We start from the raw sequence: 25,558 nt of genomic DNA, 5'->3' as shown, positions 1-25,558 counted from the left end.
GGGCCGGTGAAGACTCAGGGGTTCTTTTTTGTGTGGTGCCGCTTGTCGGAATCGAACTGACGACCTTCCGCTTACAAGGCGGGTGCTCTACCAATTGAGCTAAAGCGGCGAAATTCCAATGCGTGATTCTAGTGGCGCCAGCCGGGGTGGCCGGCCGCTGCTACTTGATGCGCTTGAGCGACGGCCGAGCACCGCCACCGGCCGGCGGGCGCGGCGGCTCGTCGTCGGGATCGGCGGGCAAGCCGGTGTCGATGGCTTCGTCGGCGTCCTCGCCCGTCACCAGATGGACGACCTTGCCCGCGTCGCCTTCGGTGCCGCGCGAGGCGTCACGCAAGGGCATGCGGGCCTGGCCCTGGGACGACGACGATGCGGCGGACGACGGCACATCGCCTTGCTCGGTGCCGAGCGATGGCGCCGGCGCCGGAAACGCCATGCCCTGCCCGTTCTCGCGCGCGTAGATCGCGATCACGCGCCCCACTGGCACGCTGATTTCGCGCGCACTGCCCGCAAAACGGGCCTTGAACTCGATGAAATCGTTGCCGAGCTTGAGCGAGCTGGTCGCGTCGAAGCTGATGTTGAGCACGATCTCGCCGTTCTTCACGTACTCGCGCGGGACCTGGACGGTTTCGTCGACCTGCACCGCGACATAGGGCGTGAACCCGTTGTCGGTGCACCATTCGTACAACGCCCGGATGAGGTACGGGCGGGTGGAGGACGACTCGAGCGCGTTGATCATGAAAGACGGCGAAAAACGATGAAAGCAGGCACGAAGCTTACTTACTTTCGCATGACCTTTTCAGACGGAGTCAGCGCCTCGATATAGGCCGGGCGCGAGAAGATGCGCTCGGCGTATTTCAGCAGCGGCGCAGCGTTCTTGCTGAGGTCGATGCCGTAGTTGTCCAGGCGCCACAGCAGCGGCGCGATGGCCACGTCGAGCATCGAGAAGTTGTCGCCCAGCATGTACTTGTTCTTGAGGAACACGGGGGCCAGCTGCGTGAGGCGGTCGCGGATGTGCGAGCGGGCCTTTTCCAGCGCCTTCTCGTTGCCCTTGGTGGTGCGGTTCTCGAGCGTCGAGACGTGCACGAAGAGTTCCTTCTCGAAGTTGAGCAGGAACAGGCGCACGCGGGCGCGGTCGACCGGGTCGCCGGGCATCAGCTGGGGATGCGGGAAGCGCTCGTCGATGTACTCGTTGATGATGTTCGACTCGTACAGGATCAGGTCGCGCTCGACCAGGATCGGCACCTGGCCGTACGGGTTCATCACGCTGATGTCTTCGGGCTTGTTGTAGAGATCGACGTCGCGGATCTCGAAGTCCATGCCCTTTTCGAACAACACGAAGCGGCAGCGGTGGGAAAAGGGGCAGGTCGTTCCTGAATACAAGACCATCATGGCGAGAGACTCCTAAAAATCAAAAAGAGTGGGTCGCGTTGGCAACCCACTCTGTGGGACCGGATGCACGAGGCGCCCGGTCGGCGTGGACGGAACTACTTGACGTCTTTCCAGTACGAGGCGTTCAGTCGCCACACGAAAACCACCGACATGGCCAGGAACAGCAGCACCCACACGCCGATGCGGATGCGGGTGTTCTGTGCCGGTTCGGCCATCCATTGCAGGTAACTCACCAGGTCGCCGACCGCATGGTCGTACTGCACGGGCGTCAGGGTGCCGGGAGTGACTTGCTCCCAGCCCTTGAACACTTCGGCCTCGTGGCCGTGCTGTTCGATCTTGGTGTAGACCGGTCGGCGCTCGCCCTGCAGTTCCCACAGGGGGTTCGGCATGGCGACGCTCGGGAACACGAGGTTGTTCCAGCCGGTGGCCTTGGTGTCGTCGCGGTAGTAGGTGCGAAGGTACGTATAGAGGTAGTCGGCGCCGGTGCCGCCGTGGCCGGCGCGCGAGCGGGCGACCAGCGTCAGGTCAGGGGGCGTGGTGCCGAACCATTCCTTGGCCTGGCGCGCGTCGATGTTGGCCTTCATGGTCTCGCCGACCTTGTCGGTCGAGAACAGGAGGTTGTCCTTGATCTGCTGCTCGGTGATGCCGAGGTCCTGCAGGCGGTTGTAGCGCATGAAGGCAGCCGAGTGGCAGTTCAGGCAGTAGTTGACGAACAGCTTGGCGCCGTTCTGCAAGGCGGCCACGTCGGTCGTCTTGTTGGGTGCCTTGTCCCACGCAATGCCCTCGGACTCGGCCGATGCTGCCGCGGAGAAGGTCAGGCCCAGTGCAAGACCCAGGACCGCGAGCCAGCCGGAAATGCTTTTCTTCTTCATCGTGTTTCTCTCAGCTCTCTTGGCGCTTGTGGTTCTCAATGGGCGGCGAAGACCACGCGCTGGGGCACGGTCTTGAACTCGCCCTTGCGGCTCCACCACGGCATCAGCAGGAAGAAGCCGAAGTACACGAGCGTGCCGATCTGCGAGACGGTCTGCGCGATGTCCAGCTTGAACGAGCCGATGGCCAGCTCACCCCAGACGCCGGGCGGCTGGATGCCCAGGTAGCCCAGGATCAGGAAGAAGAAAACGAACAGGCCGTACACGTACTTGTGCCAGCCCGGACGGTAGCGGATCGACTTGACTTCGCTGTGGTCGAGCCACGGCAGGAAGAACAGGATGATGACCGAGCCGCCCATGATGACCACGCCCCAGAACTTGGCGTCGAAGTTCTTGAGCAGGAAGATCACGACAGCCGCAACGACGACGCCGGCGATCTTCAGGCCCATGCCCGACTTGCCCTTGACGAAGTTCCAGATGGCGGCTGCAGCGACGATCAGCGAGAACACGTTGACCATGTCGTCGGTGGTCGCGCGCAGCATCGAATAGAACGGCGTGAAGTACCAGACCGGGGCGATGTGGTTCGGCGTTTTCAGCGAATCGGCCGGAATGAAGTTGTTGTACTCGAGGAAGTACCCGCCGGCTTCAGGGGCGAAGAAGATCACCGCCGAGAAGATCGTGAGGAACACCACCACGCCGAAGATGTCGTGCACCGTGTAGTACGGATGCGACGGGATGCCGTCCAGCGGATGGCCATCGGGGCCGCGGTTGGCCTTGATCTCGATGCCGTCGGGGTTGTTCGAACCCACTTCGTGCAGCGCGATCAGGTGGGCCACCACGAGGCCGAGCAGCACCAGCGGCACGGCGATCACGTGGAAGCTGAAGAAGCGGTTCAGCGTGGCGTCGCTCACCACGTAGTCGCCGCGGATCAGCAGGGCCAGGTCAGGGCCGACGAAGGGGATGGCGGCGAACAGGTTCACGATCACCTGGGCGCCCCAATAGGACATCTGGCCCCAGGGCAGCAGGTAGCCCATGAAGGCCTCGGCCATCAGGCACAGGAAGATCGCGCAGCCGAACACCCAGATCAGCTCGCGCGGCTTGCGATAGCTGCCGTACATGAGTCCGCGGAACATGTGCAGGTACACCACGATGAAGAACGCCGAGGCGCCCGTCGAGTGGATGTAACGGATGAGCCAGCCCCATGGCACGTCGCGCATGATGTACTCGACCGATGCGAACGCCTGGTTCGCGTCGGGCTTGTAGTGCATGACGAGGAAGATGCCGGTGACGATCTGGATCACCAGGACCAGCATCGCCAGCGAGCCGAAGATGTACCAGAAGTTGAAGTTCTTCGGCGCGTAGTACTTGCCCCACTGGTCGTTCCAGAGCTTGGTGAGGGGGAAGCGGTTGTCGACCCAGTTCAGCAGCTTCTCGCCGGCGGGTGCGTTGGGGGAAATCTCGTGGAATTCAGCCATGTTCTTGTTCCGCCTCAGGCCTTCTTGGAGTCTTCACCGATCAGGAGCTTGGTGTCCGACAGGTACATGTGCGGCGGCACCGGCAGGTTGTCGGGCGCAGGCTTGTTCTTGAAGACCCGGCCGGCCAGGTCGAACGTGGAACCGTGGCAGGGGCAGAGGAAGCCGCCTTCCCAGTCGGCGGGCAGCGAGGGCTGCGGGCCGGCCTGGAAGCGGTCGCTCGGCGAGCAGCCCAGGTGGGTGCAGATGCCGACCACGACCAGCACTTCGGGCTTGATCGAGCGGTGCTCGTTCTGCGCGTACTTGGGGGTGAATTCGTCGGGGTGGCGCTTGGAGAGGGGATCGGCCAGCTGGCCATCCAGCTTGGGGAGTTCCGCGACCTGCGCGGGAGTGCGCTTGAGGATCCAGACCGGCTTGCCCCGCCATTCGACGGTCATTTTCTCGCCGACCTTGAGTGCCGAGATATCGACCTCGACCGCAGCACCCGCAGCCTTGGCCTTCTCGGAAGGCTGGAAAGTGCTCACAAAGGGAATGGCGGTGGCCACGCCGCCCGCTACGCCGGCACAGCTGGATGCGATCAACCACGTCCGCTTGCTTGTGTCGATCCGGGGCGAGCCGGAGGTCATGTCACTCATGGGGATCCTCTTGTCTTCTTCGCTGGAGCAGGGCCAACCTTAACCGTAGCAAGGTCAACCAAGGATTGTAGCGGGGCGCCGGATGGATTTTCAACGGGCCCCAACCCGCGGAAGCGGCGCGCAGGCGCGCGACCGGGCGTTGCGCGCCATGGCGTGGACCGCTCGCCACCCGCAAGCAGGCGGCATGGGCGCACCGGCCTCAGTTCAGAAGGCCGTGCTGCGTCGCCTCGTGAACCGCCTGGGTCCGGGACTTCACCGAGAGCTTGCGGTAGATGCTCTTGGCATGAAACTCGACCGTGTTGACCGACAGGAAGACCGACTCGGCGATCTGCCGGTTGCTCCACCCTTGCGCAATCAGCCGCAGCACGTTGAGTTCGCGCGGCGACAACAACCCGGATGCCGGCTGCGGCCGGGGCCGCGGTTGCGGAGGCGAAATGGCCACGACTGGCGCGGCGGCCTTCGGCCTGGCCGATGCCGCGATCATGCCCAGGAGACGACGCGCGACGCGCGAGTCCATCGGCGCACCGCCACGTTCGATCGAGCGCAGTTGAAAGGCCAGTTCGGCATCGTCTGCCTCCGTCAGCAAGTAGCCCACGGCTCCCGCGGCAATGGCGGCATCCACCAGTTCTCGGTCGTCGGCCGCCGACATGGCGACACTCTCGATCCAGGGATAGGCTTGGCGGGCATGTTGAATCAACGACACCCCGTCGCGGGCCGGCAGATTCATGTCGACCAACATCAGGTCATAGGACAACGCTGCCAGCAGGTTGCGGGCCTCGGACTGAGTGGACGCGACCACCACGCGCCGCCCTGGCGCAAGTCCGCCCAGGATGCGCCGCATGCGCTCGGCCATGGCGATGTCTTCCTCGACGATCAACGCACTGCGAAAAGTGCCGCCATAGGAATTCCTGGGCGCTTCGAGCTCCAGGATCGACTGTGAAGACAACGGATGACAAGCAACACTCATGGCGACAACTCCGAACTATAAATGCTCACTTTCGTTTCAGACACTGCAGGAACAATGCCTACGCAGAGCACTTTGAGTTGCAAATACCTCCGCCACGTCAAATGCCTTGATTTCATTGAGGAATGCGATGCTGCCAGCGTGAGTTTCAAGTAGCGACCGGCAGCGGCGGGCTTGCCGCGCCATCGTCGTTACGTCCGGCCCACCGAAGACGTTACGTAGCACCGCGAAACACGCCTGGGCTAAAGTCACGACTGCGCCCGTCTCCCGCTGTAAGAGGCGGGGGAATTTGTTGCGGCACATTTGCGATGCTGTTAACCTCATTGCGATAAACACCGAATTCCAAGGGATCAGCATGACAATTTTCAAGCTCTCCGCAGCCGTGGCCCTCGCCGCTCTGGCAGCTTCTTCTGCTTTTGCTCAGACCACCGGTGCGAGCGATAGAGCCCTGATTATCCAGGGCGCGGCCGGCGCTGGTGGCGCCACCAATGCCGCAGTCGGACGAGTCAGCCCCCAAGTGGTTGGTGGTGTTGCCGCTGGCGTGGCGCTCGCTGCCGCTCTTGGCAGCAGCAACGGTGGCAATTCGGGCGGCGGCTTCGGCATCGGCCCTGGCGGCACGACGGGCACTGGCACCACCGGTACCACCGGCACGCGTTAATGCCGCGTGCCCTCCCCTCGGGAGGGCATTCGCTGAAAAGTCCGCGCGTAGGTTCCGCCACGCGATTCTTGAAACGTTGCCTTTGGGCAACGTTTTGTTTGGGCGTTGGCGGTTGCTCCTCCGGATCTTCTGCCATGTTGGATACGGCTCGCCTCCTCTATCGAGGTGCACCCGAGTCGGCGCAACCCAACTTCAATCCCAACTACCGCTACCTGAAAACCGTCATTGACGGCCGAACCATTTTCATGGTCCTCGGCTATGTCGACAGGCGCGCCGAAGGGCCGGTGGAAGTCTGGTACAGCAGCTCCGGCGAGGTCGTCAAGCTCCTGAACGGCCACTTGGCAGGGACCACCGGCCTCAGCCTCGACTGGCGCACCGTGCGCTTCTCTTCACTTCCTTCATGGCAAGCCGACGCGGGCACTTCTGCTGCGCAAGAGCAACGGTACAGGCGCGAGCGGGATCTCATGCCGGGCTATCGCTTCGGCATTCGCGATGAGGTCGTTCGTGCACCGATTGCGCCGCCCAGCAACAGCGCCCTCTCCGGGACCACCGCCAACTCCTTGCAATGGTATGAAGAGCGCAGCGTGTCGTTGCCCGCAAATTCTTCGCTGCCGAACGCGCGCTTTGCCGTCTCGCTTCTTTCGGGTACGCCTCAAGTCGTGTACTCGGAGCAATGCATTTCCAATGACCTCTGCATGAGCTTCGAGCGGTGGACACCTCCCGCGCCAGCAGCCGGCTCCCCGGCGAGCGCCGGGACATGAGCGCCCCGTTTCGCACGCGCAGCAAACACCACTGGCCCCGTCACGTGGCGGTCGCCTGCGCATTGGCGGCAAATTTCAGCGCGCTGGCACAGTCTTGGGACAAAACCGCAGCCAACGCGCCGGCAAGCGATGCCGACGTGCGCCCCGGCGAACGCCTGAGCACCTGGTTGCTGCGCCAGCCAGAGGGTGCCGCTGCGCCCGGCCTTGCATGGCGGGTCCCGCAGGAGCGACTCGCGCAGCAATTCCTCAAGAACACCTTGCTGGTTCGCATCGAAGCAGCGAACCGGCTGGCGGCGCGGGCCGATCAGGTCGAACGCCTGAAGCTGATCACCTGGCTGCAGCAAATGCCGGTCACCGGCCGGGTGGCACTCGGCGTGGTCGACCCGCGATGGCTGCAGGCCCATCCGGAAGAAGACCCGGTCCTGAGTGCAGGCCAGCAACTCGTCGCACCGCCAGCCGACCTGAAGACCGTTGCTGTCGTCCGCCCCAACGGCGAGCTTTGCCACGTGGCGCACGAAGCCGGCCGGTCTGCATGGGACTACGTCACGGCATGCGAACCCGCGGGCTCCTACGACTGGGCATGGGTTGCCCAGCCCGACGGCCGCACCGCTCGCGTGGGCGTTGCGCCATGGAACAGCCAACCCTCCGATGAGCCGGCGCCGGGCGCGTGGATCTGGGCCGCGCCGCGCGACATGACCGATCTGGTCGCCGCTTCCGAGGGGATCATCAAGTTCCTTGCGACGCAGGGACCTGCGCCACAAGGCAAGGACAGCCTCGCGGCGGCATCGCCCGCGCGGATGGATCCGCAACAAGCTGCGACGGCACCCTCAACCACGGTATCCGTGCGCCCGCAGCCCGTTCCGCAGTACCAGCCCTACCGCGCCAGCGGCAACGACTGGGGCGAAACCGGGTTGCTGCAGACGCCCACAGCCCGAATGGGCCAGGCCGGCGACTTCCGGACTTCCCTGAGCAACGTGCACCCGTACTCGCGGCTCAACGTGATGTTCCAGCCGCTGGACTGGCTGGAGGCCGGCTTTCGCTACACGTCCATCAGCAATCGCGCCTACGAAGCCAGCACAACCGGCCAGAGCAACAAGGACAAGAGCATCGACCTGAAGGTGCGGCTCCTGAGCGAATCCGCCTATGTGCCAGAGCTGGCCCTGGGCTTTCGAGACCTTGGCGGTACCGGCCTGTTTTCTTCTGAATACCTGGTTGCCAACAAGCGCCACGGCGACCTGGATTTCAGCCTTGGCATCGGCTGGGGATACCTGGGCAGCAGCGGCAACATCCGCAACCCGCTGATCGCGCTGAGCAGCCGATTCAGAACGCGCTCCGGTCGTTCATCGTCAACGGGGGGCGAGGCGAACTTCGGCTCCTACTTCCGCGGCCCTGCGGCCCTGTTCGGCGGCGTGGCGTGGCGCACTCCCTGGGAGCCGCTGACCGTCAAGCTCGAGTACGAAGGCAACGACTACCAGCACGAGCCGCAGAACAACAACCAGCGGCAACGCTCCCCCTTCAACATCGGCCTCGAGTACCGCTACTCGCCGAACGTGGCCTTCAGTGCCGGCTTCGAGCGCGGCAACAAGGTGATGGTTGGCATCACCTTGTCGACCAACGTCGCATCGATGCGATCCAGCAAGGTCGCCGATCCGCCCCAGCCACGCTTTACCCCGGAAGCACCCGCGAATCCACCCGGGTGGGCATCCACGGCTGCCGAGATCGAGTCCCGTACCGAATGGACGGTCCAGCGCATCGCGCCGCAAGGCAGCGGCCTGCACGTCTGGATCACCGAGAGCAACACCGTCTATCGCGAAGCGCGCGTGCAGCAGATCATTGCCGTGCTGCATCGCGACGCACCGGCGTCGGCAAAAACGTTCATCCTGCACTACAACGAACGCGGCCTGGCCATGCACGCCCAGGTCGTCGACAGGGCCGAATGGGTGACGGCGCACTACCAGGCACAAACGCCCGCCGAGAAACGGGCCGTCAGCCAACGCGAGTACGCACCGCCGCAGGACAACAGCGAAGACCGGCTCCTCGAGTTTCCGTCGAAGAACGCGGCCACCACCGCGGCAACGAACACCTCGCAGCCCGCCGAACCCGTGATGGCTGCCTGGGAGCATCGTCCCCAGAAATTCTTCTTCGGGCTGACGCCCAGCTTCTCGCAGATTCTGGGCGGGCCCGATGCTTTCGTGCTCTACCAGCTCGGCGTTCAGGCGACGGCCGAGTACCGCTTTACGCGGAGCACCTGGGTGAATGCCGCGCTGAACTGGCGCCTGGTGGACAACTTCGACAAGTTCACCTACACCGCGCCCAGCAACCTGCCGCGCGTGCGAACCTTCCAGCGCGAGTACGTCACATCGAAGCGCTTGACCCTGCCGGTGCTTCAGCTGACCCACGTGGGCCGCCTGAACGAAGACCAGTACTACAGCGTGTATGGCGGTGCGCTCGAACCCATGTTCGCGGGCGTCGGCGCCGAATGGCTGTACCGGCCATGGCGCAGCAAGTTTGCCCTGGGCATCGACATCAACCATGTACGGCAGCGCGACTTCGCGCAGGACTTCGGCCTGCGCGACTACAAGGTCAACACCGGCCATGCCACCCTGTACTGGGACACCGGCTGGAACGGCGTGCAAGCCAGGGTCAGCGTGGGCCAGTACCTGGCCGGCGATCGCGGCGTGTCCATCGACATCAGCCGCCGCTTCGACAACGGCGTGACGATCGGCGCCTATGCCACCAAGACCAATGTGTCGGCGGCGCGGTTCGGCGAAGGCAGCTTCGATAAGGGCATCTACATTTCGCTGCCATTCGACGCGCTGCTGCCGAGGTCCAGCAAGTTCTCCGCAAACTTCACCTGGGCTCCCCTGGTGCGGGACGGTGGTGCAAAGCTGGGACGAATCAACCCACTCTACGAGATGACGACCTCGCGGGACCCGAGGGCGTTCAGCTTCTCGCCGCCGGACGACAACAAGCCCAAGGCTGGGGACAACATTCTGGATTTCGGGCCGGCTCAATAACCGCGGCTTGCGAGAGAGGCCTGGCTATCGAATCTCGCACTTGGCGAGCAGAGAAGAAAGTCAGGCGGCTATCGCGATCGGCGATGCGGGCGTGCCACCATCGTCGGAGCGATGATGATGCTCGATGGCAAGTGGCTGGCTCGCGGGCCGCACACGATGCCGCTCCATGTGCACCCAATCGACCACTTCCAGGTGCGGCTGGTAGCCAGCCAGCATCTGCTTCAGTGCAGCCTTCAAGGCTGGAACATCGCTGCTTTCAAGCGTTGCCTTCAGCACATCGAATTGGCGCCAAAGCTCTTCCCACGGCGGGCAATTTTCGTGCGCCTTCATCACGCGCGGATGCACCGTGGGCATGGCGTTGTTGCCGATCAACAGCTCTTCGTACAGCTTCTCGCCGGGACGCAAGCCGGTGATGTGCAGCTCGATGTCGCCTTCGGGCGTTGCCTCGTCGCGCACGGTGCGCCCCGAGAGCTCCACCAGCCGACGCGCTAGATCGATGATGCGCACCGGGTTGCCCATGTCGAGCACGAACACGTCGCCACCCCAAGCCATTGCGCCTGCCTGGATCACCAGCTGGGCGGCCTCGGGAATCGTCATGAAATAGCGCGTGATGTCGGCATGCGTGAGCGTGATTGGCCCACCGGCCTCAATCTGGCGCCGAAACAACGGCACCACCGAACCGCTGGAACCGAGCACATTGCCGAAACGGACCATCGAGAAACAGGTTTCGGTACTCTGCTGCGCCAGCCCTTGCAAAGCCATCTCGGCCAACCGCTTGCTGGCCCCCATGATGTTGGTCGGCCGAACAGCCTTGTCCGTGCTGACCAGCACAAAGCGCCGAACCTTGCACTCCATTGCCACTCGCGCTGCAGTGAGCGTGCCGATCGCGTTGTTGCGCACGCCTTCGATCGGGTTGTGTTCGACGAGGGGCACGTGCTTGTAGGCGGCCGCGTGATAGACCGTGTCAGGGCGCCACGCATGCATGATCTCGCGCAGCCGGCGGGCATCGCACACCGAGGCCAGGAGCGGGATGACGCGGACTTCAGGTGCAAGCTCCTCGAGCTCCTGGTGAACGGCATAGAGCGCGTATTCGCTCAAGTCGACCAGCAGCAGGACCGATGGCGAAAGTTGCACGATCTGCCGGCAAAGCTCGCTGCCGATGGAGCCACCAGCCCCGGTAACCAGAACCACCTGGCTGCGAATGTGCTTGTGCAGCAAGTCGGCCACCGGTGCCACCGGATCGCGGCCCAGCAGGTCTTCGATATCCACCTCGAGCAGGTCATTGACTTGCACCCTGCCGTTGGCCAGATCGGCCAGGGCCGGCAATGTGCGCACATGCAGACGCAGCGGCAAGAGCCGATTCAAAATTTCAACGCGACGCAGATGGCTGGCCGAAGGCATGGCCAGCAGCACATCGGTAATGCCCTGCTTGGCGGCGTTCTGCTCCAACCACTCAACCGATTGAATTTGCACACCGTTGAGCGTGCTGCCCTGAAGGTGGGCTGCATCGTCCACAAAAGCACAAAGCATCATTTCGCGGCTTTGTGCCAATGCCGCGGCCAGCTGCAGACCGGCGCCGCCAGCACCGTAGATCACCACTTGCGGCAGGGCCTTGCGATGAAGTGCGCTCATGTACAGGCCACCCAGCCAATAACGCGCAAACATGCGGCAACCCGCAATCGCGAGGAAGAGCAACAGCGGCACCAGAATACCCACCGTGCGCGGCACGCCCTTTACGCCGACCACGGAGAACATCAGTGCATAACCGAGACCGAACACGGCACAGGCCCGCACGATTGCCATCAACGCAGCGCTGCCGGCATAGCGAAAGATGGCCCTGTACAAGCCGAAGACCACGAAGAGCGGCAACGCCAGGACCACGGCCATCACCGGCGCCGACCATTGCACCCCGCGCAGGGTTACCCATTGCTCATACCGAAAACTGAATGCGAGCCAAACGCACAGCAAGCACAAAGCCGCATCCACGGCCAATGCCAGCAAGCGTTTGGCGGGGCGCGGCAGCGCAAGCAGCGGGGCAGCCAAACGATTGATCACTTGAGTTCCACTCGCCGGAAGCGCTGTTTCATTTCTTCATTCTCTGTGAAGAAATACCAGGGCACACCCCCTGTTCTGGGTATTCCGCCACGGTCAGATGTGAGTTTTTGTATTGTTTGTGTCGAGGCAAGTGACACGGTACTGAAGAAGATTTCTCATTCTTCAAACCGAAGCCATGCTCAGTACAAGCCGCAAACTCAGGCCGCTTCCTTGTATTTGTACTCGGTATAGCGGTAGCCGCCGTACTTGTAGCCGTAGCTTCCGTAGTGCCTGCGCGAGAGGTCCATGCCGTTGAAGACCACGCCGTTAACCTGCTGCCCCGCGTGCGCCAGGCGCTTGACGCTCTCGTTGAGTTCACCAAGTTGCGTGAGGCCATCGCGAGCAACCAGCAGGATGGCCCCGGTATGTGCGGCCACTGCCGCGGCATCAGCCGCAACCAGCACTGGCGGACTGTCGATCACCACCAGGTCGTACTGGGCAGACATGGCATTCAGCAAGTCGCCCAGCCTGGACGACAACATCATGTTTGCTGGGTTAACCGGGTAGTTACCGGTCGTAAGAACGTCGAGGTTAGGTACAACCTGGGCATGGATCGCCTGCTCGGTGCTCAGGTCTCCCACCAGAACGTCGGCCAGGCCGCCCTGCCGTGGAAGGCCGAAGGCTTTCTGGATGTGCCCCTTGCGCAAGTCGGCATCGATCAGCAGCACGCGTTTGCCAGCCTGCGCCATGATCACTGCGAAGTTGCCCGAAACAAAGCTCTTGCCCACACCCGGTGTCGCACCAGTGATGAGCACCCGGTTGTTCCCGGATTCCATCAAGGTCAGCTGCAGGGAGATGCGCAGGTTGCGCAAGCTCTCTATGGCGACACTCCCCGGCTCCGTGACGGCCAGGACCTGCACGCCGCCTGCACCGCCGGCAATACGTTGGAGAATCTTCTCCTGTTCGACGGCAAGAGGGACAACGGAATAGACGTTCAATCCGAGACGATCTTCGATCTCTTGAGGATTCCGAATGCCGTTGGCCATTTTGCTGCGCAGGATGGCCAGCGAGATGCCAGCCAACAAACCCAGCACCAGCGACAGCGCCACAACCAGCTGCTTCTGTGGCTTCACAGGCCTCTTGGGCTCGGTAGCCTTGTCGAGCAAGCGCACGTTGCCGACCTTGCCTTCCTTGACGAGGCGCAATTGCAGCGAGCTGTTGAGCAGCGATTTGTAGAGTTCACCGTTGACGCGAACGTCTCGCTCCAGCCGCAACGCGTCTCGCTGCTGAACCGGCATGGCGCTCACGCGGCGGTCGATGGCATCGAGTTCGTGACGGAAGGCAGCGATTTGCCCGTCGACCACGCGCACCTTGGGGTTCGTTTCAGTGAAGCGCGAGAGCAGATCGCGTCGCAGCTGCTCGGACTCGAGCTTCTTGGTCTCCAATTGCACAGCCTGGGTCAAGATTGCCTTGGCTTCCTCATCGAAGGCAACGGTTCCGTTCTTGTTCCGGAAGTTCGCGTACGCATCTTCAGAGCCTTCGAGTTGCTTCTTGAACTCGGGCAACTGCCGGTCGAGAAATTCGAGCGTCTTCTCTGCCTCGGCGGCCTTGCGTTCAACGTTTTGATGCACGTACTGCGCGCCGATTGCATCGAGGATACGCCGCAAGCGATCGCGATCGCTGTCTTCCAGCGTTGCGCTGATCACGTTCGACTGCTTGCCCTGCTCACTGAGCTGAATTCGCTTTTGCAGGTCCTCGGTAGTGGCAAGCACAGAAGCGCGAGAGACGACAAACTGCGCGCCAGGCTTGCCATCGAGCTGCGAGACGATGAGCACGATCGTGCCGCCGTGCACCTGCTGGCTCAGCAACTTGCCTACCGTGCCGGTCAGCGGCTCGGCCAGGTCAGGGTGGGCAAGCGTGTACTGGCCATTGGCCTGTGCCGTGATGGTGAAAGGCCTCTGGTCCTCCAACTCAGGGGGAACATCAAACTTGGCGATGTCGATCGTCTCCGTGCCCGAAACGTAACCGCTCATCCCCAGAAAACCGGGCTCCGACAGCTCCTTGGCACGGCGGGCGAGCCACTCGCCGATCAGCGGCGTATAGCGCGGCTGCGCATCGATGTACAAGCGCGTTGCCTCGACCGCACCGCCCAAGATCATTCGTGACCGGATGATCTGGATTTCGCCAATGGCTGGCGTCTTCACGTCGAACAGTGCCCCCGTATCGCCAAGAAAACTCTTCGCATCGGGCGCGGAGTCTTCGACCTGGACCAGCAGGTTGGACTGATAGACGGGCGTTGACAGCACCGCGTAGGCGACACCCAGAGCGACGGCGACAAACGTGATGCCTGCCACCAACCATTTGCGGTCGATCAGGATGTCCAGGTATTCGGACAGATGAACTACATCGTCGTCGTCGCGCAGAGGCCCGGTAACGGCAACCGACGAGGGAGATGGGGTAGTAAGGGATGTCATGAGAGTTTTCTAATGCGTTCGACCCACGCACTGGCGCCGGCATCGATGAGTTGCAGGGCTTGCTCGAAGGCCGGTCGACCCAAGCGGTAGGGGTCGGGGATGTCGACGCGCGCAACCTCACCCAGACGGAACAATTTGCCGCGCGTGAGGGGGTGACGCTGGTTGATTAGCAGACGCTGCTCTTCATCCATGACAAGGATGAGATCGGCCTGCTGGCACATCAGATTGGTCAGTTGGCGCGCACGGTGAGACTCGATGTCGAGCCCGCGCTCGGCCATGAGTTGACGCGCCAGGGGATCAGCCGGCTGCCCCACCAGCGCGCCAACGCCCGCTGAAGCCACCTCGAGCTGCGGCAAGGCAGCGGCGATCAAGGCCTCTCCCATCGGGCTGCGGCAGATGTTGCCGATACATACGACCAGGACGGACTTCATGACGCGGGACGGCCCATCAGGTCAGCGACACCCGGTGGTCGCACAAGACTATTAATCACAATTTGAAAACTCCCCTTCCAATAGTATTTTAGTTCCCGGCAGTCGCAACAAGCCTCATGCACGCTCCGATGCGCGATGCCACACCAGCCGCGCCAGCACCTCTCCCAGCAAGAGCCCAACCGCGTCTGCCAGCAAATCCTCCCACTCGGCAAACCGGTCGGGCGTGAAGGACTGCAACACCTCGATGAGCCCTCCGTAGGCCAGAAGCCCCAAAAGTACCGGGACGGGCTGTTTTGGCCACGCCCGATTCCCAAGAAAGGCCAACACCGCAAACGCCAGGGCGTGGTTGCTCTTGTCCCACCCCGTGCTGGGCATTTGCGGCGATGGCGGCATCAGGCTGAGCACCAGCAACGCAAGCATTGCGACGAACAGCAGCCAACGCCAAAGGGCAGCCCTCTGCGCGAAGCGGGACTGCAGCTTCAAGCCGACGCCTCGGCCAGCACCTGCGCAATGACCGTGCAACTCTTGTCGACCTCGACAGCAGTCAATGTGGGATGAACGAGAAACATCAGGCTCGTTTCGCCCAGTGCGCGTGCAACGGGCAGCGGTTCGGTCGGCCGCCAGCCGGTACCGTCGAATGCACGCTCCAGATAAACCTCCGAGCACGAACCCTGGTAGCAAGGCACGCCATGCGCCTGAATGGCATCGGCAATGCGGTCGCGGCTCCAGCCTTGAGCCAACCGCTCGGGCTGAACGTACACATAGCATTTGTAGTGCGCATGCACACTGCCGGCCTCGACGTGATGCGCAAGAAACTCCGGCACGCGCACCGCGGAATGGGGGCGTGCTGCCGCCCACAACGCCTGCGCGTGGCGCGTGCGCGCGGCGGTCCATTCGGTCATGCGCTTCAATTGAATGCGGCCAATGACAGCCTGCATTTCGAGCATGCGCCAATTGGTGCCAAAACTTTCGTGCAGCCATCGAAAACCCGGTGCGTGCTTGCGCTCGTACACGGCCTCGTAACTCTTGCCGTGGTCCTTGTACTGCCACATGGCACGCCACAGCGCTTCGTCGTCTGTCGTGACCATGCCGCCTTCGCCGCCCGTGGTCATGATCTTGTCCTGGCAAAAAGACCATGCACTTGCATGGCCGATGGAGCCGACCGACCTGCCTTTGTAGCGCGCGCCGTGCGCCTGCGCACAGTCTTCGATTACCTTGAAGCCGTGCGTGGCGGCGAGCGCCATGATCGGGTCCATGTCGCAGGGCCAACCAGCTAGGTGCACGCAAATGACGGCCTTGGTGCGCGGCGAGATCGCTTGAGCGATGGTCTCGGCCGACAGGTTGCCGCTTTGCGCATCGACATCCGCAAACACCGGCGTGGCCCCCGCATTCACGACACACGACACGCTGGCAATGAAGGTGCGTGGCGTGACGATCACCTCGTCGCCGGGGCCGACGCCCATGCCCTTGAGAATCACGTCCAGTGCCAGCGTGCCATTGGCCAGCGCAAGCGCATGTGCGGTGCCTGCCCAGGCTGCGAATTCGCTTTCGAATGTGCGGCACTCCTGGCCGGTCCAGTAATTGACCTTGTTGGACAGGAGCACGCGTTGCACGGCATCGGCTTCTTCAGCTGTAAAGCTGGGCCAGGGAGAGAACGAGGTATTCAACACGACGAATCAACCTTTGATGAATGGTTTGGCGGGATTGCCGACCACAGTGGCGCCGGCTGGCACATCGCGGGTGACTACCGCGCCCATGCCGACGACAGCGCCACGACCGATGACGAGGGGGTGGCCCGGTTTGCCCTGCTTGATGACGGCTCCGGTGCCGATGTATGCATGGTCTTCTATGAGCACATTGCCATTGCATTTGACGCCGGGCGCAAAGGTAACGAAGTCGCCGATTACACAGTCGTGCGCCACATAGCTATAGATGTTGGCGTGAAAGTACCGCCCGATCCGGATATTGGACGTAAGCATGGCGAAGGGACTCAATACGGCACCTTCCCCCAGCACTGCATCGTCCAGCATCACTACGTTGGCAGCGGCCACAGTCCATGGCAATACCCGGTCCTCAGCGCAGCGTGCAGCCAATTTCTCTCGTATCGCGCTGTTGGCGATGGCGAGCACTGCATGCCGCGCGCTGGCTTCTGCCTGCAAGAATTCTGCATAGCGCAGCACACGCTGGCCATTCATCATCTGCACTTCGGAGTGATCGTCGACAAACACCAACTGCTCGGCTGATATGCCTTGATGCCGCAATTGCTCGCGTGCCAAAGGCATTACTTCACGGCCATAGCCGCTGGCGCCATAAACGGCAAAGAGAGGAAGGGTCACAGCTTGTCTCCTGTTCGCGAGCCCAAAAATCGGGGCATCGTTGCTTCGCCCGCCGCACTGATGCCATCACGCACCAGCACCTTGCGCACGGTGAGCCACAAGATCTTGATGTCGAGCCAGAGCGACCGGTGGTCGACGTACCACACGTCGAGCTTGAACTTCTCGTCCCAGCTCAACGCGTTGCGCCCGTTGACCTGAGCCCAGCCCGTGATACCGGGGCGCACTTCATGGCGGCGCGATTGCTCTGCGGAGTACAGAGGCAGGTAGTCCATCAGCAGCGGACGTGGACCCACCAGGCTCATGTCGCCCTTGAGCACGTTCCAGAGTTCGGGCAACTCGTCGAGGCTGCTGGCGCGCAGGAAGCGGCCGAAGGGCGTCAACCGATCTGCATCGGGCAACAACTGACCATCGACGCCGCGCGCGTCCGTCATCGTGCGGAACTTGACCATGTTGAACGGTCGCCCGTGCAAGCCCGGTCGCGTCTGGCGAAAGAACGCGGGACTGCCCAGTTTGCGGCGCACCTGCCACGTCAGGAACAACAGCGGTAGGCCCAGGAGCAGCAACGCCAGGCAGGCGAGCACGATGTCAAAAAAGCGCTTCATTTCGATTTCGCACCATTGGCCAGGCGCGTGAAGATGGCACCGAATTTGGCGGCGCCGACCTTCAGGGCCAGTTGTTCCCGGTAGTAGCGCTGCGCCTCATGCCCCATGGCCACCAAGGCGTCAGGCGGCATGGCTGCGAGCGCTTCGGCGGCGTCGGCCAGTGCGTTGGCGTTTTCGGATTCAACGACCACGCCGCCGCCTGACTGTGCAACCAACCCGGCCGCATCACCATCGACCGCCATCAGCAGCGGCTTGCCAACGGCCATGTAGGCCTGTGTCTTGGAGGGAATGGTGATCTCGAACAACGGATCCTTGCGCAGGTGAACCAACAGAGCCTCGGCGGCATTGAGCAACGCCCCCACCTCCGACATCGGCACCGGCGGCAGAAAGGTCACGTTACCCAACTGCAGGTCGGTCGCCCGCTGCTTGAGCCGGGACACCTCGACACCGCCGCCCAGCAGCACGAAGCACACCCGCGAGTTGCGCGCCTGCAGGAGAGCGGCCGCGTCGAGCACCGCATCGAGTGCCTGGGCCTTGCCCATGTTTCCCGCAAAGAGGATGCGGAATTTTTCCGGCCCTGGGAAGCTGGCTGGCGGATGCCCCTGCGGCGAAGCCAACGCAACTTCATCGGCCCAGTTGTAGATCACTTCGACCTTGGCATCGGGCACGCCACGCTCCAGCAGCAGACGCTTGAAACCCGGCGAGAGGACGGCGATGTGATCCACGCGGCGATACACCCATTGGCATACGGCGGCCACCGCGCTCAAGGCCCGGGCGTTGTTGACCATGCCGGTGGCGCGCAAGGTATCGGGCCACATGTCCTGTATGTCGTAGACCACCGGAACGCGGCGCAGCAGCCGCAGCAGCCCGGCCGTGATGCCCACCGTGAGCGGAGGATGGTAGGCATAGATCACATCGGGCCGCCGCGCCATGAATAAGCCATAGAACAGCGATGAGGCAGCGAAGCTGGCGTAGTTCAACACCCGTTTGATCGCCGACTGGTCGTGGTTGGGATAGAGCGGCACGCGCGTTACCTGCACACCGTCGATCACTTCACGCTGCAGCAACTTGATGCGGTAGCCCGGATACACCTTGCCACCCGGGTAGTTGGGAAAACCCGTCAGCACCTCGACCTCGAAGCCCTGGCGCACGAGTTCGCGAGCGAACACGATGCCCTTGAACGTCGGCTCGGGGTCGAACCACTGCGTCAACAGCAACACGCGAGTTGCCATGCCTCAGTACTTTTTCCAGACCACGCGATTCACGTAGTCGGTGTAGCTGTGGACGATGCGAAGCACCTTGTCCGAAACATTGGGCATGCTGTAGTCGGCCACCTGGCGCAGGCCGCGTGCCTCGCCTCGGGGCTGGGCGTCCAGAATGGCCAAGCCTTGGCGAACACGCTCCACTTCGAGGCCCACCATCATCACGGCAGCCTCTTCCATCCCCTCGGGCCGCTCGTGCGCCTCGCGCAGGTTGAGCGCCGGAAAATTGAGGATCGACGACTCTTCGTTGATCGTGCCGCTGTCGGACAAGGTGGCTCGGGCGGACAACTGCAGCTTGACGTAGTCATGAAAGCCCAGCGGCTTCAGCAGCCGCACCTGCGGATGAAAGCGCGCGCCCGTTGCGTCGATGCGCTTTTGCGTGCGCGGGTGCGTGGAGACGATGACCGGCAAGCCATGGTCTTCAGCAACCGCATTCAACACAGCCACCAGCTTGGTGAAGGACTGCGCAGACTCGATGTTCTCTTCGCGGTGGGCGCTGACCACGAAATACTGCTCAGCCTGCAAGCCCAAACGCTCCAGCACGTCGGACGCCTCGATGCGCGGGCGATAGTGCGTCAGCACCTCGAACATCGGGCTGCCAGTCTTGATGACCAGGTCGGGCGGCAGCCCTTCGCGCAGGAGGTAGTCGCGCGCGATGGTGCTGTAGGTGAGATTGACATCCGCCGTGTGGTCCACGATGCGGCGGTTGGTTTCTTCGGGCACACGCTGGTCGAAGCAACGGTTGCCCGCCTCCATGTGAAAGATCGGGATCTTGCGGCGCTTGGCCGGGATCACCGAAAGGCAGCTGTTGGTGTCGCCCAGCACCAGCATGGCCTCGGGCTGCACTTCGGCCAGCACCTGGTCCACCGCGATGATGAGGTTGCCGATGGTGTGCGCCGCGCTGGTGGCGTTGGCCGCGCTGTTCAGGAAGTGATCGGGCTTGCGCACGCCCAAGTCGTCGAAGAAGACTTGATTGAGTTCGTAGTCGTAGTTCTGGCCGGTATGCACCAGCACGTGGTCGCAGTGCTCGTCGAGCCGGGCCAGCACGCGCGACAAGCGAATGATTTCAGGCCGGGTGCCGACCACGGTCATGACTTTGAGTTTTTTCATGGGGAAAATCGAAAGTCCTGGGGTCTACAGCGGGCAGGCAAAGGTGTCTGGCCGCGCGCGGTCGAACACCTCGTTGGCCCAGAGCATGACGACCATTTCTTCGGTGCCGATGTTGGTGATGTCATGCGTCCAACCGGGCACGGTCTCGACGATTTCTGATTTGTCGCCAGCGGTAACCAGCTCGTGGGTTTCACCGGTCTGCATGTGCCGGAACTTGAAGCGTGCCTGCCCCTTGATGACCAGGAACTTCTCGGTCTTGCTGTGGTGGTAGTGACCGCCTCGCGTGATGCCGGGGTGCGCGGTGAAGAACGAGAACTGGCCGGCATCCGGCGTCTTCAGCATCTCGACGAACACGCCGCGCGCGTCCCCATGCTGCTGCACCGGGTAGGCGAACGACTCGGGCGGAAGGTAGCTCACATAAGTCGAATAAAGCGCCCGCACCAGCCCCGTGCCCACGCGGTCCGTCATGAGGGTGCTGCGGCTGTCCTTGAACGACTGGATCTGCCGGGCCAGTTCGCCCACAGTGGTGGTGTACTGCGGCGCCACGGTGGCGAACCCTTCCGCGTCCGCCGCGGCGTCTGCGCCATCCATCAGCTGAACGAAGCGTTCGATGACGTCGTCCACATACACCAGCGTGACGGCCGCTGCCGGGTCGTTGACCTGGATGGGGAGTCCGCGCGAGATGTTGTGGCAGAACGTGGCCACTGCCGAGTTGTAGTTGGGCCGGCACCATTTTCCGAAGACGTTGGGCAGCCGGAAGAGATGCACTGGAATGCCGTGGCTGCGAGCGGCTGCCTGCAGCGTCTCCTCGGCCCCGCGCTTGCTGCGGCCGTAGGGATTGTCGAACCCCGCCAGGGTGGAAGAGGTGTAGACGACCGGCACCTTCTTGCCCGTGGCTTCGGCCACTGCGCAGACAGCGCGGCTCAGGCTCTGCGTGAGTTCCGCGTTGCCGGTGGCGAATTCCTGCGGGTCCTGCGGGCGATTGACCCCCGCGAGATGGAACACGAAGTCCACCCCCTGCAGCAGCGCGGGCAGTTGGTCCACGCTGTCGTCGCGAGTGAAGCAGACCACCTGCACGTCCTTGCGCTCAGCCAGGTGCAACTGGAGGTTCTTGCCCACGAAACCGCGGGCGCCGGTAATCAACACTTTCATGGTCTTATTCCTGCGCCTCGGCGACCTCACCGCGTGCAATGCGCTGCATGAAGTCGAGCTTGAGCAGCAGCTTCTTCATGCCTTCGACGTCGAGACGGGTGGTGTTGTGCGAGTTGTAGTCTTCGCCGTGCGTGCTTCGGGTAATGCGTTGCTCGCCCTGCTCCACATACTTGGCGTAATTCAGGTCACGGCCGTCGGGCGGCACGCGGTAATAGTCGCCCTGATCTTCGGCGCAGGCCATTTCCTCTCGGCTCAGTAGCGCTTCATAGAGCTTTTCGCCATGCCTAGTGCCGATCTCGCGCACCTCGTGATCGGGTTTGCGCATCACCTCTAGAATCGCTCGGGTCAGCACCTGCACGGTGGCTGCCGGGGCCTTCTGCACAAAGATGTCGCCGTTGTTGCCGTGCTCAAAGGCGTGCAGCACCAGTTCGACGGCATCTTCCAGCGTCATCATGAAGCGAGTCATAGACGGGTCGGTCACGGTGATGGGCTTGCCTGCCAGCACCTGCTCCACGAACAGCGGGATGACCGAACCGCGCGAGGCCATGACGTTGCCGTAGCGAGTGCCGCAAATGACGGTGTTCGTGCTTTCCAGATTGCGGCTGGCGGCGACCATCACCTTCTCCATCATGGCTTTGCTGATGCCCATGGCGTTGATTGGATAGACGGCTTTGTCGGTGCTGAGGCACACGACTCGTTTCACGCCTGCGGCAATTGCTGCTTCCAATACGTTCTCGGTCCCGAGCACATTGGTGCGGACTGCTTGCATTGGGTGGAATTCGCAGGAAGGCACCTGCTTGAGTGCCGCCGCATGGAAGACGTAGTCCACGCCGCGCATTGCCGCACCCACGCTTCGCGAATCGCGTACATCACCAATATAGAACTTGAGCTTGGGATGGTTGTAGCGCTTGCGCATGTCATCCTGCTTTTTTTCATCGCGACTAAAGATTCTAATTTCAGCGATCCCGGTATCTAAAAATCCTTTGAGAACGGCGTTACCAAAGGAACCAGTGCCGCCGGTGAGAAGAAGATTTTTTCCAGCAAACATATGGCAACCTATTTAATTTCGTTAAGGATTTTCAGAAATTCTCTGTATCTATCGTCAGAGCCATTTACATCCACTAGCTTCTTTATCGGCGCCTGCAATTCCGAAAAATTCTCCAGGCAAAATTCGATTTTTTTTGCCATCTCCAATTCTCCGCTGCAAGAAAATATTGCCTCATGCTCCAGGAAGTTTGGCATCCCGTGAACAATCAGTGGCAATCCTCTACTCATCAGCCTCAGCGACTTGTTCGCGAGGGTTACAGCTTCTGTAGAGGGAACACCGGCTTTATAAGGCATTAAACCTGCGAAGAATTTTTCTAACGGGAGAGCTTCCAGGGTCGAGGGCGGCAAGTAGAAGATATTCTTGCAAACAGCACACAAATCTGAAACGACAGTTTTGCTCGCCGTTGCGAGTGGGCCGACAAGATAGAAATTTATCTGGGGAAGCCGTCGAGAAACATTAGCAAGCAGTTCAAAGTCAATAATTTCATTAATCGATGCCCAGATCAAAACAGCATTCCTAAGCGAATCAGAATTCGGCAAACTATACCGATCATCACTCCAAGGAAAAAAAAGCTTCGGTTTGCACCAAGCAGATAGTTGCTGCATTAAGGGATACGACACAGTTAAAACAGCATCGCTAACGCCGCAAGTTTTGGCCAAAGCATTTCGTACGCGGGCCTTGCCCGCGAGTTTAGCCTGCGCAACAAAATCGTCGTTCACGATTGTAATAATTTTATTACTCCCGAAAACCGATCTCAAAAAGTAGTAATCGTAATTGAAATTTATCACAATTGCATTTTCGCAAAGCCTTGATGGCAAATTTGCCTTAATGCTAAAAATTTCAAATAGATTATTAATCCATCTTAAAAGGAAGAAAAAACGGAGTTGATGATGAAAAATCTGCTTCGTAGTGACAATTGCGAGCCCGCCGTCACTGATCGGAAAATCATTCCTCCGGCGCTGCCAAAAAAACAATGGCTTTTGCACGAAAATGACGTTATTCCCGGAATTCAAAAGAAGATTTGTTAGCTGGTGTCGCAACCGCGGCGACTCATCCCAATTGCTTTTACTAAAAACAATAAAATTCTTCATTACCAGCCTCAGCAATCAAAGCCAAAATAAAAATCGACCCGCAAAGAAAGATTCGACACAAACAATGCAGTGTCTTAGTTTTTTATCGCATGAGATTTCAAAAATTTTAGCGTCTGCTGCCACCATAGAGCATTAGGATCCCAACTCACATCAGGTTCGTAATTCCAAATCACGATCCCATCGGCGTATTGGTAGCAGGTCTCCAGCTCCATGCCCCAATAGTCCACGGGCAGATATTTCTCTTTAAGCCTGAGATTGCTGCTATGGTATTGGGGCCACAAGTAGCAATAAACTGGCTTGCCAAATTTTCGGGCCACCTTCAAAGTTTCTTCCGCATAGCGTCGCCACCCTGCCTGATCTTCATAGAACGTGTAGAGAGAAGGATAAATTGCATCGACGTAAGGCGCAAAATCGGCCAACGCTTTATTGTTAAGAGTTTCCCACGTGCGTTTTTCAGCTAATTTATTTTTATCAACAAGTGGCCAATAGGTTCGCTCGGGAATCACGCCGTAGAAACCAAATGAAATTTCGGGGCGAGCGGCGCGAATTCGCTTCAGTATTTCCAAAAACTTCTCTTTGTTCTTGACTCGCTCGATCTCATTTTCCGTGTAAATAGACCATCGCTCTATATCGATGACAGTCGGAAGAGGCCCTTTTTCTAGGCTAGCGACCAGTCCATCAAAAACAGCTCCTCGAGCGATTTGATCCGAGGACTTGGAAGGAAGCAACGATGACTCGTAAATAATCGGATTCCTACCAACGCCAAATTCGGAAACATCCACCCCGCCCTTGTAATGCATTGACTGCACAACCATAAATTTCTTTTGGGAAGGCTCTGCAAAAATTGGCTGCCCGCAACTCAATCCAAAAGAGAATAATAAAACAATGAATATTTTCATGGATTGCTCGAATTTTCACCAGTTTGGAATTCTGAATGCGAACTCAACTTTTTCTAGTGCGACAGTTCAGTTTTGCCGATCAATGGACTCCCTTTTTTAGTTGCAACGAGGACCTTCGTCGCAAAAAACAGGAGCATTCCAATAAAAACAGGAAACACCAGCGACACCCACGCGCGAGCGAAAAACATATTGATGCACACGTAGAAAAATAAACCGGGAAGGAGGAAATTTCGAAATTTCAGGTAGTACATCAAAACCAGCGCCAATAAAAATGCAATGGCAACGACACCAGCGATGCCGAAATATTGGTGGACTGAAATTATGCTGTGTACATAGTCGCCACTAGCAGGCATGCAGGGCAAAAATAAACACTCGACCCGTTGATCAATCGTCGACACATAGCTCGAAAAGAAAACCTCCCGTGCGGTCAAACTTTCATCTCCCCCTAAGTCATACAGGGTCTTGAATCTAAAAAATAAATCAGACTCATCGCTCTGAACTGCAAGACCAAGAGCAACGGCAATTAACAAAACCCCAAAGAAGATGATCAGCTTATTTCTTCCTCGAATTTGGCCGACGCAAAAAATGTATGCGACGCAAAAAATAAGCAAAGAAGCGCGAGAACCAAGAAAAATCAGCGCCATTACGGAAATCGCGAAAAAAATCAAACTTTCTTTTGTCGAAATGTTTCGCGAGCCCAATACCGACAACGAAAACATTGCCAGCAAATCGGAGCTTGTCAGATAATTAGCCCCTCCATACTCCTTAACGACCGAGCCCCCGATGTTCTTTCCTTCCGTGTAGACAAATATCGTCCACGCGGTTATAGCAATTAACCCCAGGTAGGAAATCCATCGCGCGCTCAATGAGCTTCCTGCAGCAATTCCAGAAGCGCCATTTTTTTTAATCATCAGTCCGAAGACGAGGGTTGAGAGAATAAAAGACGTCAATAAAACGCGGCCATACTCAAGTTCAGCAGGATTGAGCGGGACGAAAACCGTGCCACTCAAGTAGGCCAGAAAGAGCACAAGATAAAAAATTGCCGGGATAAAAAACAAACTCAGCCTCACTCTATACAGGGCATAGAGCATCACCGCGGTCCAGCCGACGACGACCACATCTAGTTCGACTAACTCCGCAAATTTAACTGCGTAAGAAACAAGCAACACGAAGAAGACTATCGCAAGATCGAAGTAATCTTGACCCAGTTGCTTGGCATCGAGTGGATATTTCATTATTTTATTTCGACGGAATTTTCAGTCATAAAACTCTCCGAGCACACCGTAAAAACCTATCGGACTATTAATGATTTTTAACCCATAAATAGCCAAAACAAACCAGCGTTTTTAAAAGC

The 25,558-nt window shown here is 60.1% G+C and carries 23 protein-coding genes and 1 tRNA gene; 3 read left to right on the top strand and 21 right to left on the bottom strand.

Features of this window, described 5'->3' with window-relative positions:
• Positions 1-33 precede the first annotated feature (33 nt).
• The 7 genes from ASD05_RS00510 to ASD05_RS00480 form a co-directional block, all read right to left on the bottom strand.
• Positions 34-109, bottom strand: a tRNA-Thr gene (locus ASD05_RS00510).
• Positions 110-160: 51 nt separating this feature from the next.
• On the bottom strand, positions 161-736 hold the full coding sequence (locus ASD05_RS00505; protein WP_056509633.1) for a ClpXP protease specificity-enhancing factor: 576 nt from the start codon (positions 734-736) through the stop codon (positions 161-163).
• A 41-nt stretch (positions 737-777) separates the two neighbouring features.
• Positions 778-1,389, bottom strand: a complete 612-nt coding sequence (locus tag ASD05_RS00500) for a glutathione S-transferase N-terminal domain-containing protein (protein ID WP_056586150.1) — start codon at positions 1,387-1,389, stop codon at positions 778-780.
• 95 nt (positions 1,390-1,484) lie between these two features.
• On the bottom strand, positions 1,485-2,261 hold the full coding sequence (locus ASD05_RS00495) for a cytochrome c1 (RefSeq protein ID WP_007835359.1): 777 nt from the start codon (positions 2,259-2,261) through the stop codon (positions 1,485-1,487).
• 35 nt (positions 2,262-2,296) lie between these two features.
• Entirely contained in the window at positions 2,297-3,733 is a 1,437-nt protein-coding gene (locus ASD05_RS00490; protein WP_056586147.1) for a cytochrome b, read from the bottom strand.
• Between the two features lie 14 nt (positions 3,734-3,747).
• Positions 3,748-4,365 (bottom strand): ubiquinol-cytochrome c reductase iron-sulfur subunit, encoded by a 618-nt coding sequence (gene petA, locus ASD05_RS00485; RefSeq protein WP_056509624.1) that lies wholly within the window; start codon positions 4,363-4,365, stop codon positions 3,748-3,750.
• A gap of 199 nt (positions 4,366-4,564) precedes the next feature.
• A complete protein-coding gene (locus tag ASD05_RS00480) occupies positions 4,565-5,332 on the bottom strand; it encodes a response regulator transcription factor (RefSeq protein WP_056586144.1) in 768 nt (255 codons plus the stop codon).
• A 352-nt stretch (positions 5,333-5,684) separates the two neighbouring features.
• Between ASD05_RS00480 and ASD05_RS29240 the strand changes: the two genes are divergently transcribed.
• The 3 genes from ASD05_RS29240 (at position 5,685) to ASD05_RS00470 (ending at position 9,765) form a co-directional block, all read left to right on the top strand.
• Positions 5,685-5,987 (top strand): hypothetical protein, encoded by a 303-nt coding sequence (locus tag ASD05_RS29240; RefSeq protein WP_082571928.1) that lies wholly within the window; start codon positions 5,685-5,687, stop codon positions 5,985-5,987.
• Between the two features lie 134 nt (positions 5,988-6,121).
• Positions 6,122-6,748, top strand: coding sequence for a YjbF family lipoprotein (locus ASD05_RS00475; protein WP_056586140.1), 627 nt, complete (start codon positions 6,122-6,124; stop codon positions 6,746-6,748).
• On the top strand, positions 6,745-9,765 hold the full coding sequence (locus ASD05_RS00470) for a YjbH domain-containing protein (protein ID WP_056587733.1): 3,021 nt from the start codon (positions 6,745-6,747) through the stop codon (positions 9,763-9,765). Before ASD05_RS00475 ends, ASD05_RS00470 begins: the two co-directional genes overlap by 4 nt.
• A gap of 60 nt (positions 9,766-9,825) precedes the next feature.
• Here the strand turns inward: ASD05_RS00470 and ASD05_RS00465 are convergent, their stop codons facing one another.
• The 14 genes from ASD05_RS00465 to ASD05_RS00410 form a co-directional block, all read right to left on the bottom strand.
• The gene (locus ASD05_RS00465) at positions 9,826-11,820 is read right to left on the bottom strand and encodes a polysaccharide biosynthesis protein (RefSeq protein ID WP_056586137.1); all 1,995 of its coding nucleotides are present in this window, start codon (positions 11,818-11,820) and stop codon (positions 9,826-9,828) included.
• A gap of 197 nt (positions 11,821-12,017) precedes the next feature.
• Positions 12,018-14,273, bottom strand: coding sequence for a polysaccharide biosynthesis tyrosine autokinase (locus ASD05_RS00460; protein ID WP_056586134.1), 2,256 nt, complete (start codon positions 14,271-14,273; stop codon positions 12,018-12,020).
• On the bottom strand, positions 14,270-14,704 hold the full coding sequence (locus tag ASD05_RS00455; protein ID WP_056586130.1) for a low molecular weight protein-tyrosine-phosphatase: 435 nt from the start codon (positions 14,702-14,704) through the stop codon (positions 14,270-14,272). Before ASD05_RS00455 ends, ASD05_RS00460 begins: the two co-directional genes overlap by 4 nt.
• A 114-nt stretch (positions 14,705-14,818) precedes the next feature.
• Entirely contained in the window at positions 14,819-15,187 is a 369-nt protein-coding gene (locus ASD05_RS00450; RefSeq protein ID WP_056586127.1) for a VanZ family protein, read from the bottom strand.
• Positions 15,184-16,374 carry a DegT/DnrJ/EryC1/StrS family aminotransferase gene (locus tag ASD05_RS00445; protein WP_056586124.1) on the bottom strand — a complete coding sequence of 397 codons (1,191 nt, stop codon included), beginning with the start codon at positions 16,372-16,374 and terminating at the stop codon, positions 15,184-15,186. The genes ASD05_RS00450 and ASD05_RS00445 overlap by 4 nt, the downstream gene beginning before the upstream one ends.
• Positions 16,375-16,380: 6 nt before the next feature.
• Positions 16,381-17,040 carry an acetyltransferase gene (locus ASD05_RS00440; RefSeq protein WP_082571926.1) on the bottom strand — a complete coding sequence of 220 codons (660 nt, stop codon included), beginning with the start codon at positions 17,038-17,040 and terminating at the stop codon, positions 16,381-16,383.
• Complete coding sequence (locus ASD05_RS00435; RefSeq protein WP_056586117.1) at positions 17,037-17,642, bottom strand: sugar transferase; 606 nt, start codon at positions 17,640-17,642, stop codon at positions 17,037-17,039. Before ASD05_RS00435 ends, ASD05_RS00440 begins: the two co-directional genes overlap by 4 nt.
• On the bottom strand, positions 17,639-18,874 hold the full coding sequence (locus tag ASD05_RS00430; RefSeq protein ID WP_056586112.1) for a glycosyltransferase family 4 protein: 1,236 nt from the start codon (positions 18,872-18,874) through the stop codon (positions 17,639-17,641). Before ASD05_RS00430 ends, ASD05_RS00435 begins: the two co-directional genes overlap by 4 nt.
• A 3-nt stretch (positions 18,875-18,877) precedes the next feature.
• On the bottom strand, positions 18,878-20,014 hold the full coding sequence (gene wecB / locus ASD05_RS00425; protein ID WP_056586109.1) for a non-hydrolyzing UDP-N-acetylglucosamine 2-epimerase: 1,137 nt from the start codon (positions 20,012-20,014) through the stop codon (positions 18,878-18,880).
• A gap of 24 nt (positions 20,015-20,038) precedes the next feature.
• Positions 20,039-21,166 carry a UDP-2-acetamido-2,6-beta-L-arabino-hexul-4-ose reductase gene (gene wbjC / locus ASD05_RS00420; RefSeq protein WP_056586107.1) on the bottom strand — a complete coding sequence of 376 codons (1,128 nt, stop codon included), beginning with the start codon at positions 21,164-21,166 and terminating at the stop codon, positions 20,039-20,041.
• 4 nt (positions 21,167-21,170) lie between these two features.
• A complete protein-coding gene (locus tag ASD05_RS00415; RefSeq protein ID WP_056586104.1) occupies positions 21,171-22,214 on the bottom strand; it encodes a polysaccharide biosynthesis protein in 1,044 nt (347 codons plus the stop codon).
• A gap of 8 nt (positions 22,215-22,222) precedes the next feature.
• Positions 22,223-23,305, bottom strand: coding sequence for a hypothetical protein (locus tag ASD05_RS29870; protein ID WP_157609911.1), 1,083 nt, complete (start codon positions 23,303-23,305; stop codon positions 22,223-22,225).
• Between the two features lie 74 nt (positions 23,306-23,379).
• On the bottom strand, positions 23,380-24,204 hold the full coding sequence (locus ASD05_RS29865; RefSeq protein WP_157609910.1) for a hypothetical protein: 825 nt from the start codon (positions 24,202-24,204) through the stop codon (positions 23,380-23,382).
• Positions 24,205-24,257: 53 nt separating this feature from the next.
• On the bottom strand, positions 24,258-25,439 hold the full coding sequence (locus ASD05_RS00410; protein ID WP_056586102.1) for a hypothetical protein: 1,182 nt from the start codon (positions 25,437-25,439) through the stop codon (positions 24,258-24,260).
• Between the last annotated feature and the right edge of the window lie 119 nt (positions 25,440-25,558).

Origin of the sequence: Variovorax sp. Root434, from assembly GCF_001426595.1 — a bacterium.
Taxonomy (GTDB): Bacteria; Pseudomonadota; Gammaproteobacteria; order Burkholderiales; family Burkholderiaceae_C; genus Variovorax.
Note: the sequence above shows the minus strand (reverse complement) of the source record. Positions and strands in the feature narration are given on the sequence as shown.

What these genes read in the sequence shown, in the direction of transcription:
- ASD05_RS00505 (WP_056509633.1), bottom strand. Translation starts at nt 736, where the DNA reads ATGATCAACGCGCTCGAGTCGTCCTCCACCCGCCCGTACCTCATCCGG.
- ASD05_RS00500 (WP_056586150.1), bottom strand. Translation starts at nt 1,389, where the DNA reads ATGATGGTCTTGTATTCAGGAACGACCTGCCCCTTTTCCCACCGCTGC.
- ASD05_RS00495 (WP_007835359.1), bottom strand. Translation starts at nt 2,261, where the DNA reads ATGAAGAAGAAAAGCATTTCCGGCTGGCTCGCGGTCCTGGGTCTTGCA.
- ASD05_RS00490 (WP_056586147.1), bottom strand. Translation starts at nt 3,733, where the DNA reads ATGGCTGAATTCCACGAGATTTCCCCCAACGCACCCGCCGGCGAGAAG.
- petA (WP_056509624.1), bottom strand. Translation starts at nt 4,365, where the DNA reads ATGAGTGACATGACCTCCGGCTCGCCCCGGATCGACACAAGCAAGCGG.
- ASD05_RS00480 (WP_056586144.1), bottom strand. Translation starts at nt 5,332, where the DNA reads ATGAGTGTTGCTTGTCATCCGTTGTCTTCACAGTCGATCCTGGAGCTC.
- ASD05_RS29240 (WP_082571928.1), top strand. Translation starts at nt 5,685, where the DNA reads ATGACAATTTTCAAGCTCTCCGCAGCCGTGGCCCTCGCCGCTCTGGCA.
- ASD05_RS00475 (WP_056586140.1), top strand. Translation starts at nt 6,122, where the DNA reads ATGTTGGATACGGCTCGCCTCCTCTATCGAGGTGCACCCGAGTCGGCG.
- ASD05_RS00470 (WP_056587733.1), top strand. Translation starts at nt 6,745, where the DNA reads ATGAGCGCCCCGTTTCGCACGCGCAGCAAACACCACTGGCCCCGTCAC.
- ASD05_RS00460 (WP_056586134.1), bottom strand. Translation starts at nt 14,273, where the DNA reads ATGACATCCCTTACTACCCCATCTCCCTCGTCGGTTGCCGTTACCGGG.
- ASD05_RS00455 (WP_056586130.1), bottom strand. Translation starts at nt 14,704, where the DNA reads ATGAAGTCCGTCCTGGTCGTATGTATCGGCAACATCTGCCGCAGCCCG.
- ASD05_RS00435 (WP_056586117.1), bottom strand. Translation starts at nt 17,642, where the DNA reads ATGAAGCGCTTTTTTGACATCGTGCTCGCCTGCCTGGCGTTGCTGCTC.
- ASD05_RS00430 (WP_056586112.1), bottom strand. Translation starts at nt 18,874, where the DNA reads ATGGCAACTCGCGTGTTGCTGTTGACGCAGTGGTTCGACCCCGAGCCG.
- wecB (WP_056586109.1), bottom strand. Translation starts at nt 20,014, where the DNA reads ATGAAAAAACTCAAAGTCATGACCGTGGTCGGCACCCGGCCTGAAATC.
- wbjC (WP_056586107.1), bottom strand. Translation starts at nt 21,166, where the DNA reads ATGAAAGTGTTGATTACCGGCGCCCGCGGTTTCGTGGGCAAGAACCTC.
- ASD05_RS00415 (WP_056586104.1), bottom strand. Translation starts at nt 22,214, where the DNA reads ATGTTTGCTGGAAAAAATCTTCTTCTCACCGGCGGCACTGGTTCCTTT.
- ASD05_RS29870 (WP_157609911.1), bottom strand. Translation starts at nt 23,305, where the DNA reads ATGAAGAATTTTATTGTTTTTAGTAAAAGCAATTGGGATGAGTCGCCG.
- ASD05_RS29865 (WP_157609910.1), bottom strand. Translation starts at nt 24,204, where the DNA reads ATGAAAATATTCATTGTTTTATTATTCTCTTTTGGATTGAGTTGCGGG.
- ASD05_RS00410 (WP_056586102.1), bottom strand. Translation starts at nt 25,439, where the DNA reads ATGAAATATCCACTCGATGCCAAGCAACTGGGTCAAGATTACTTCGAT.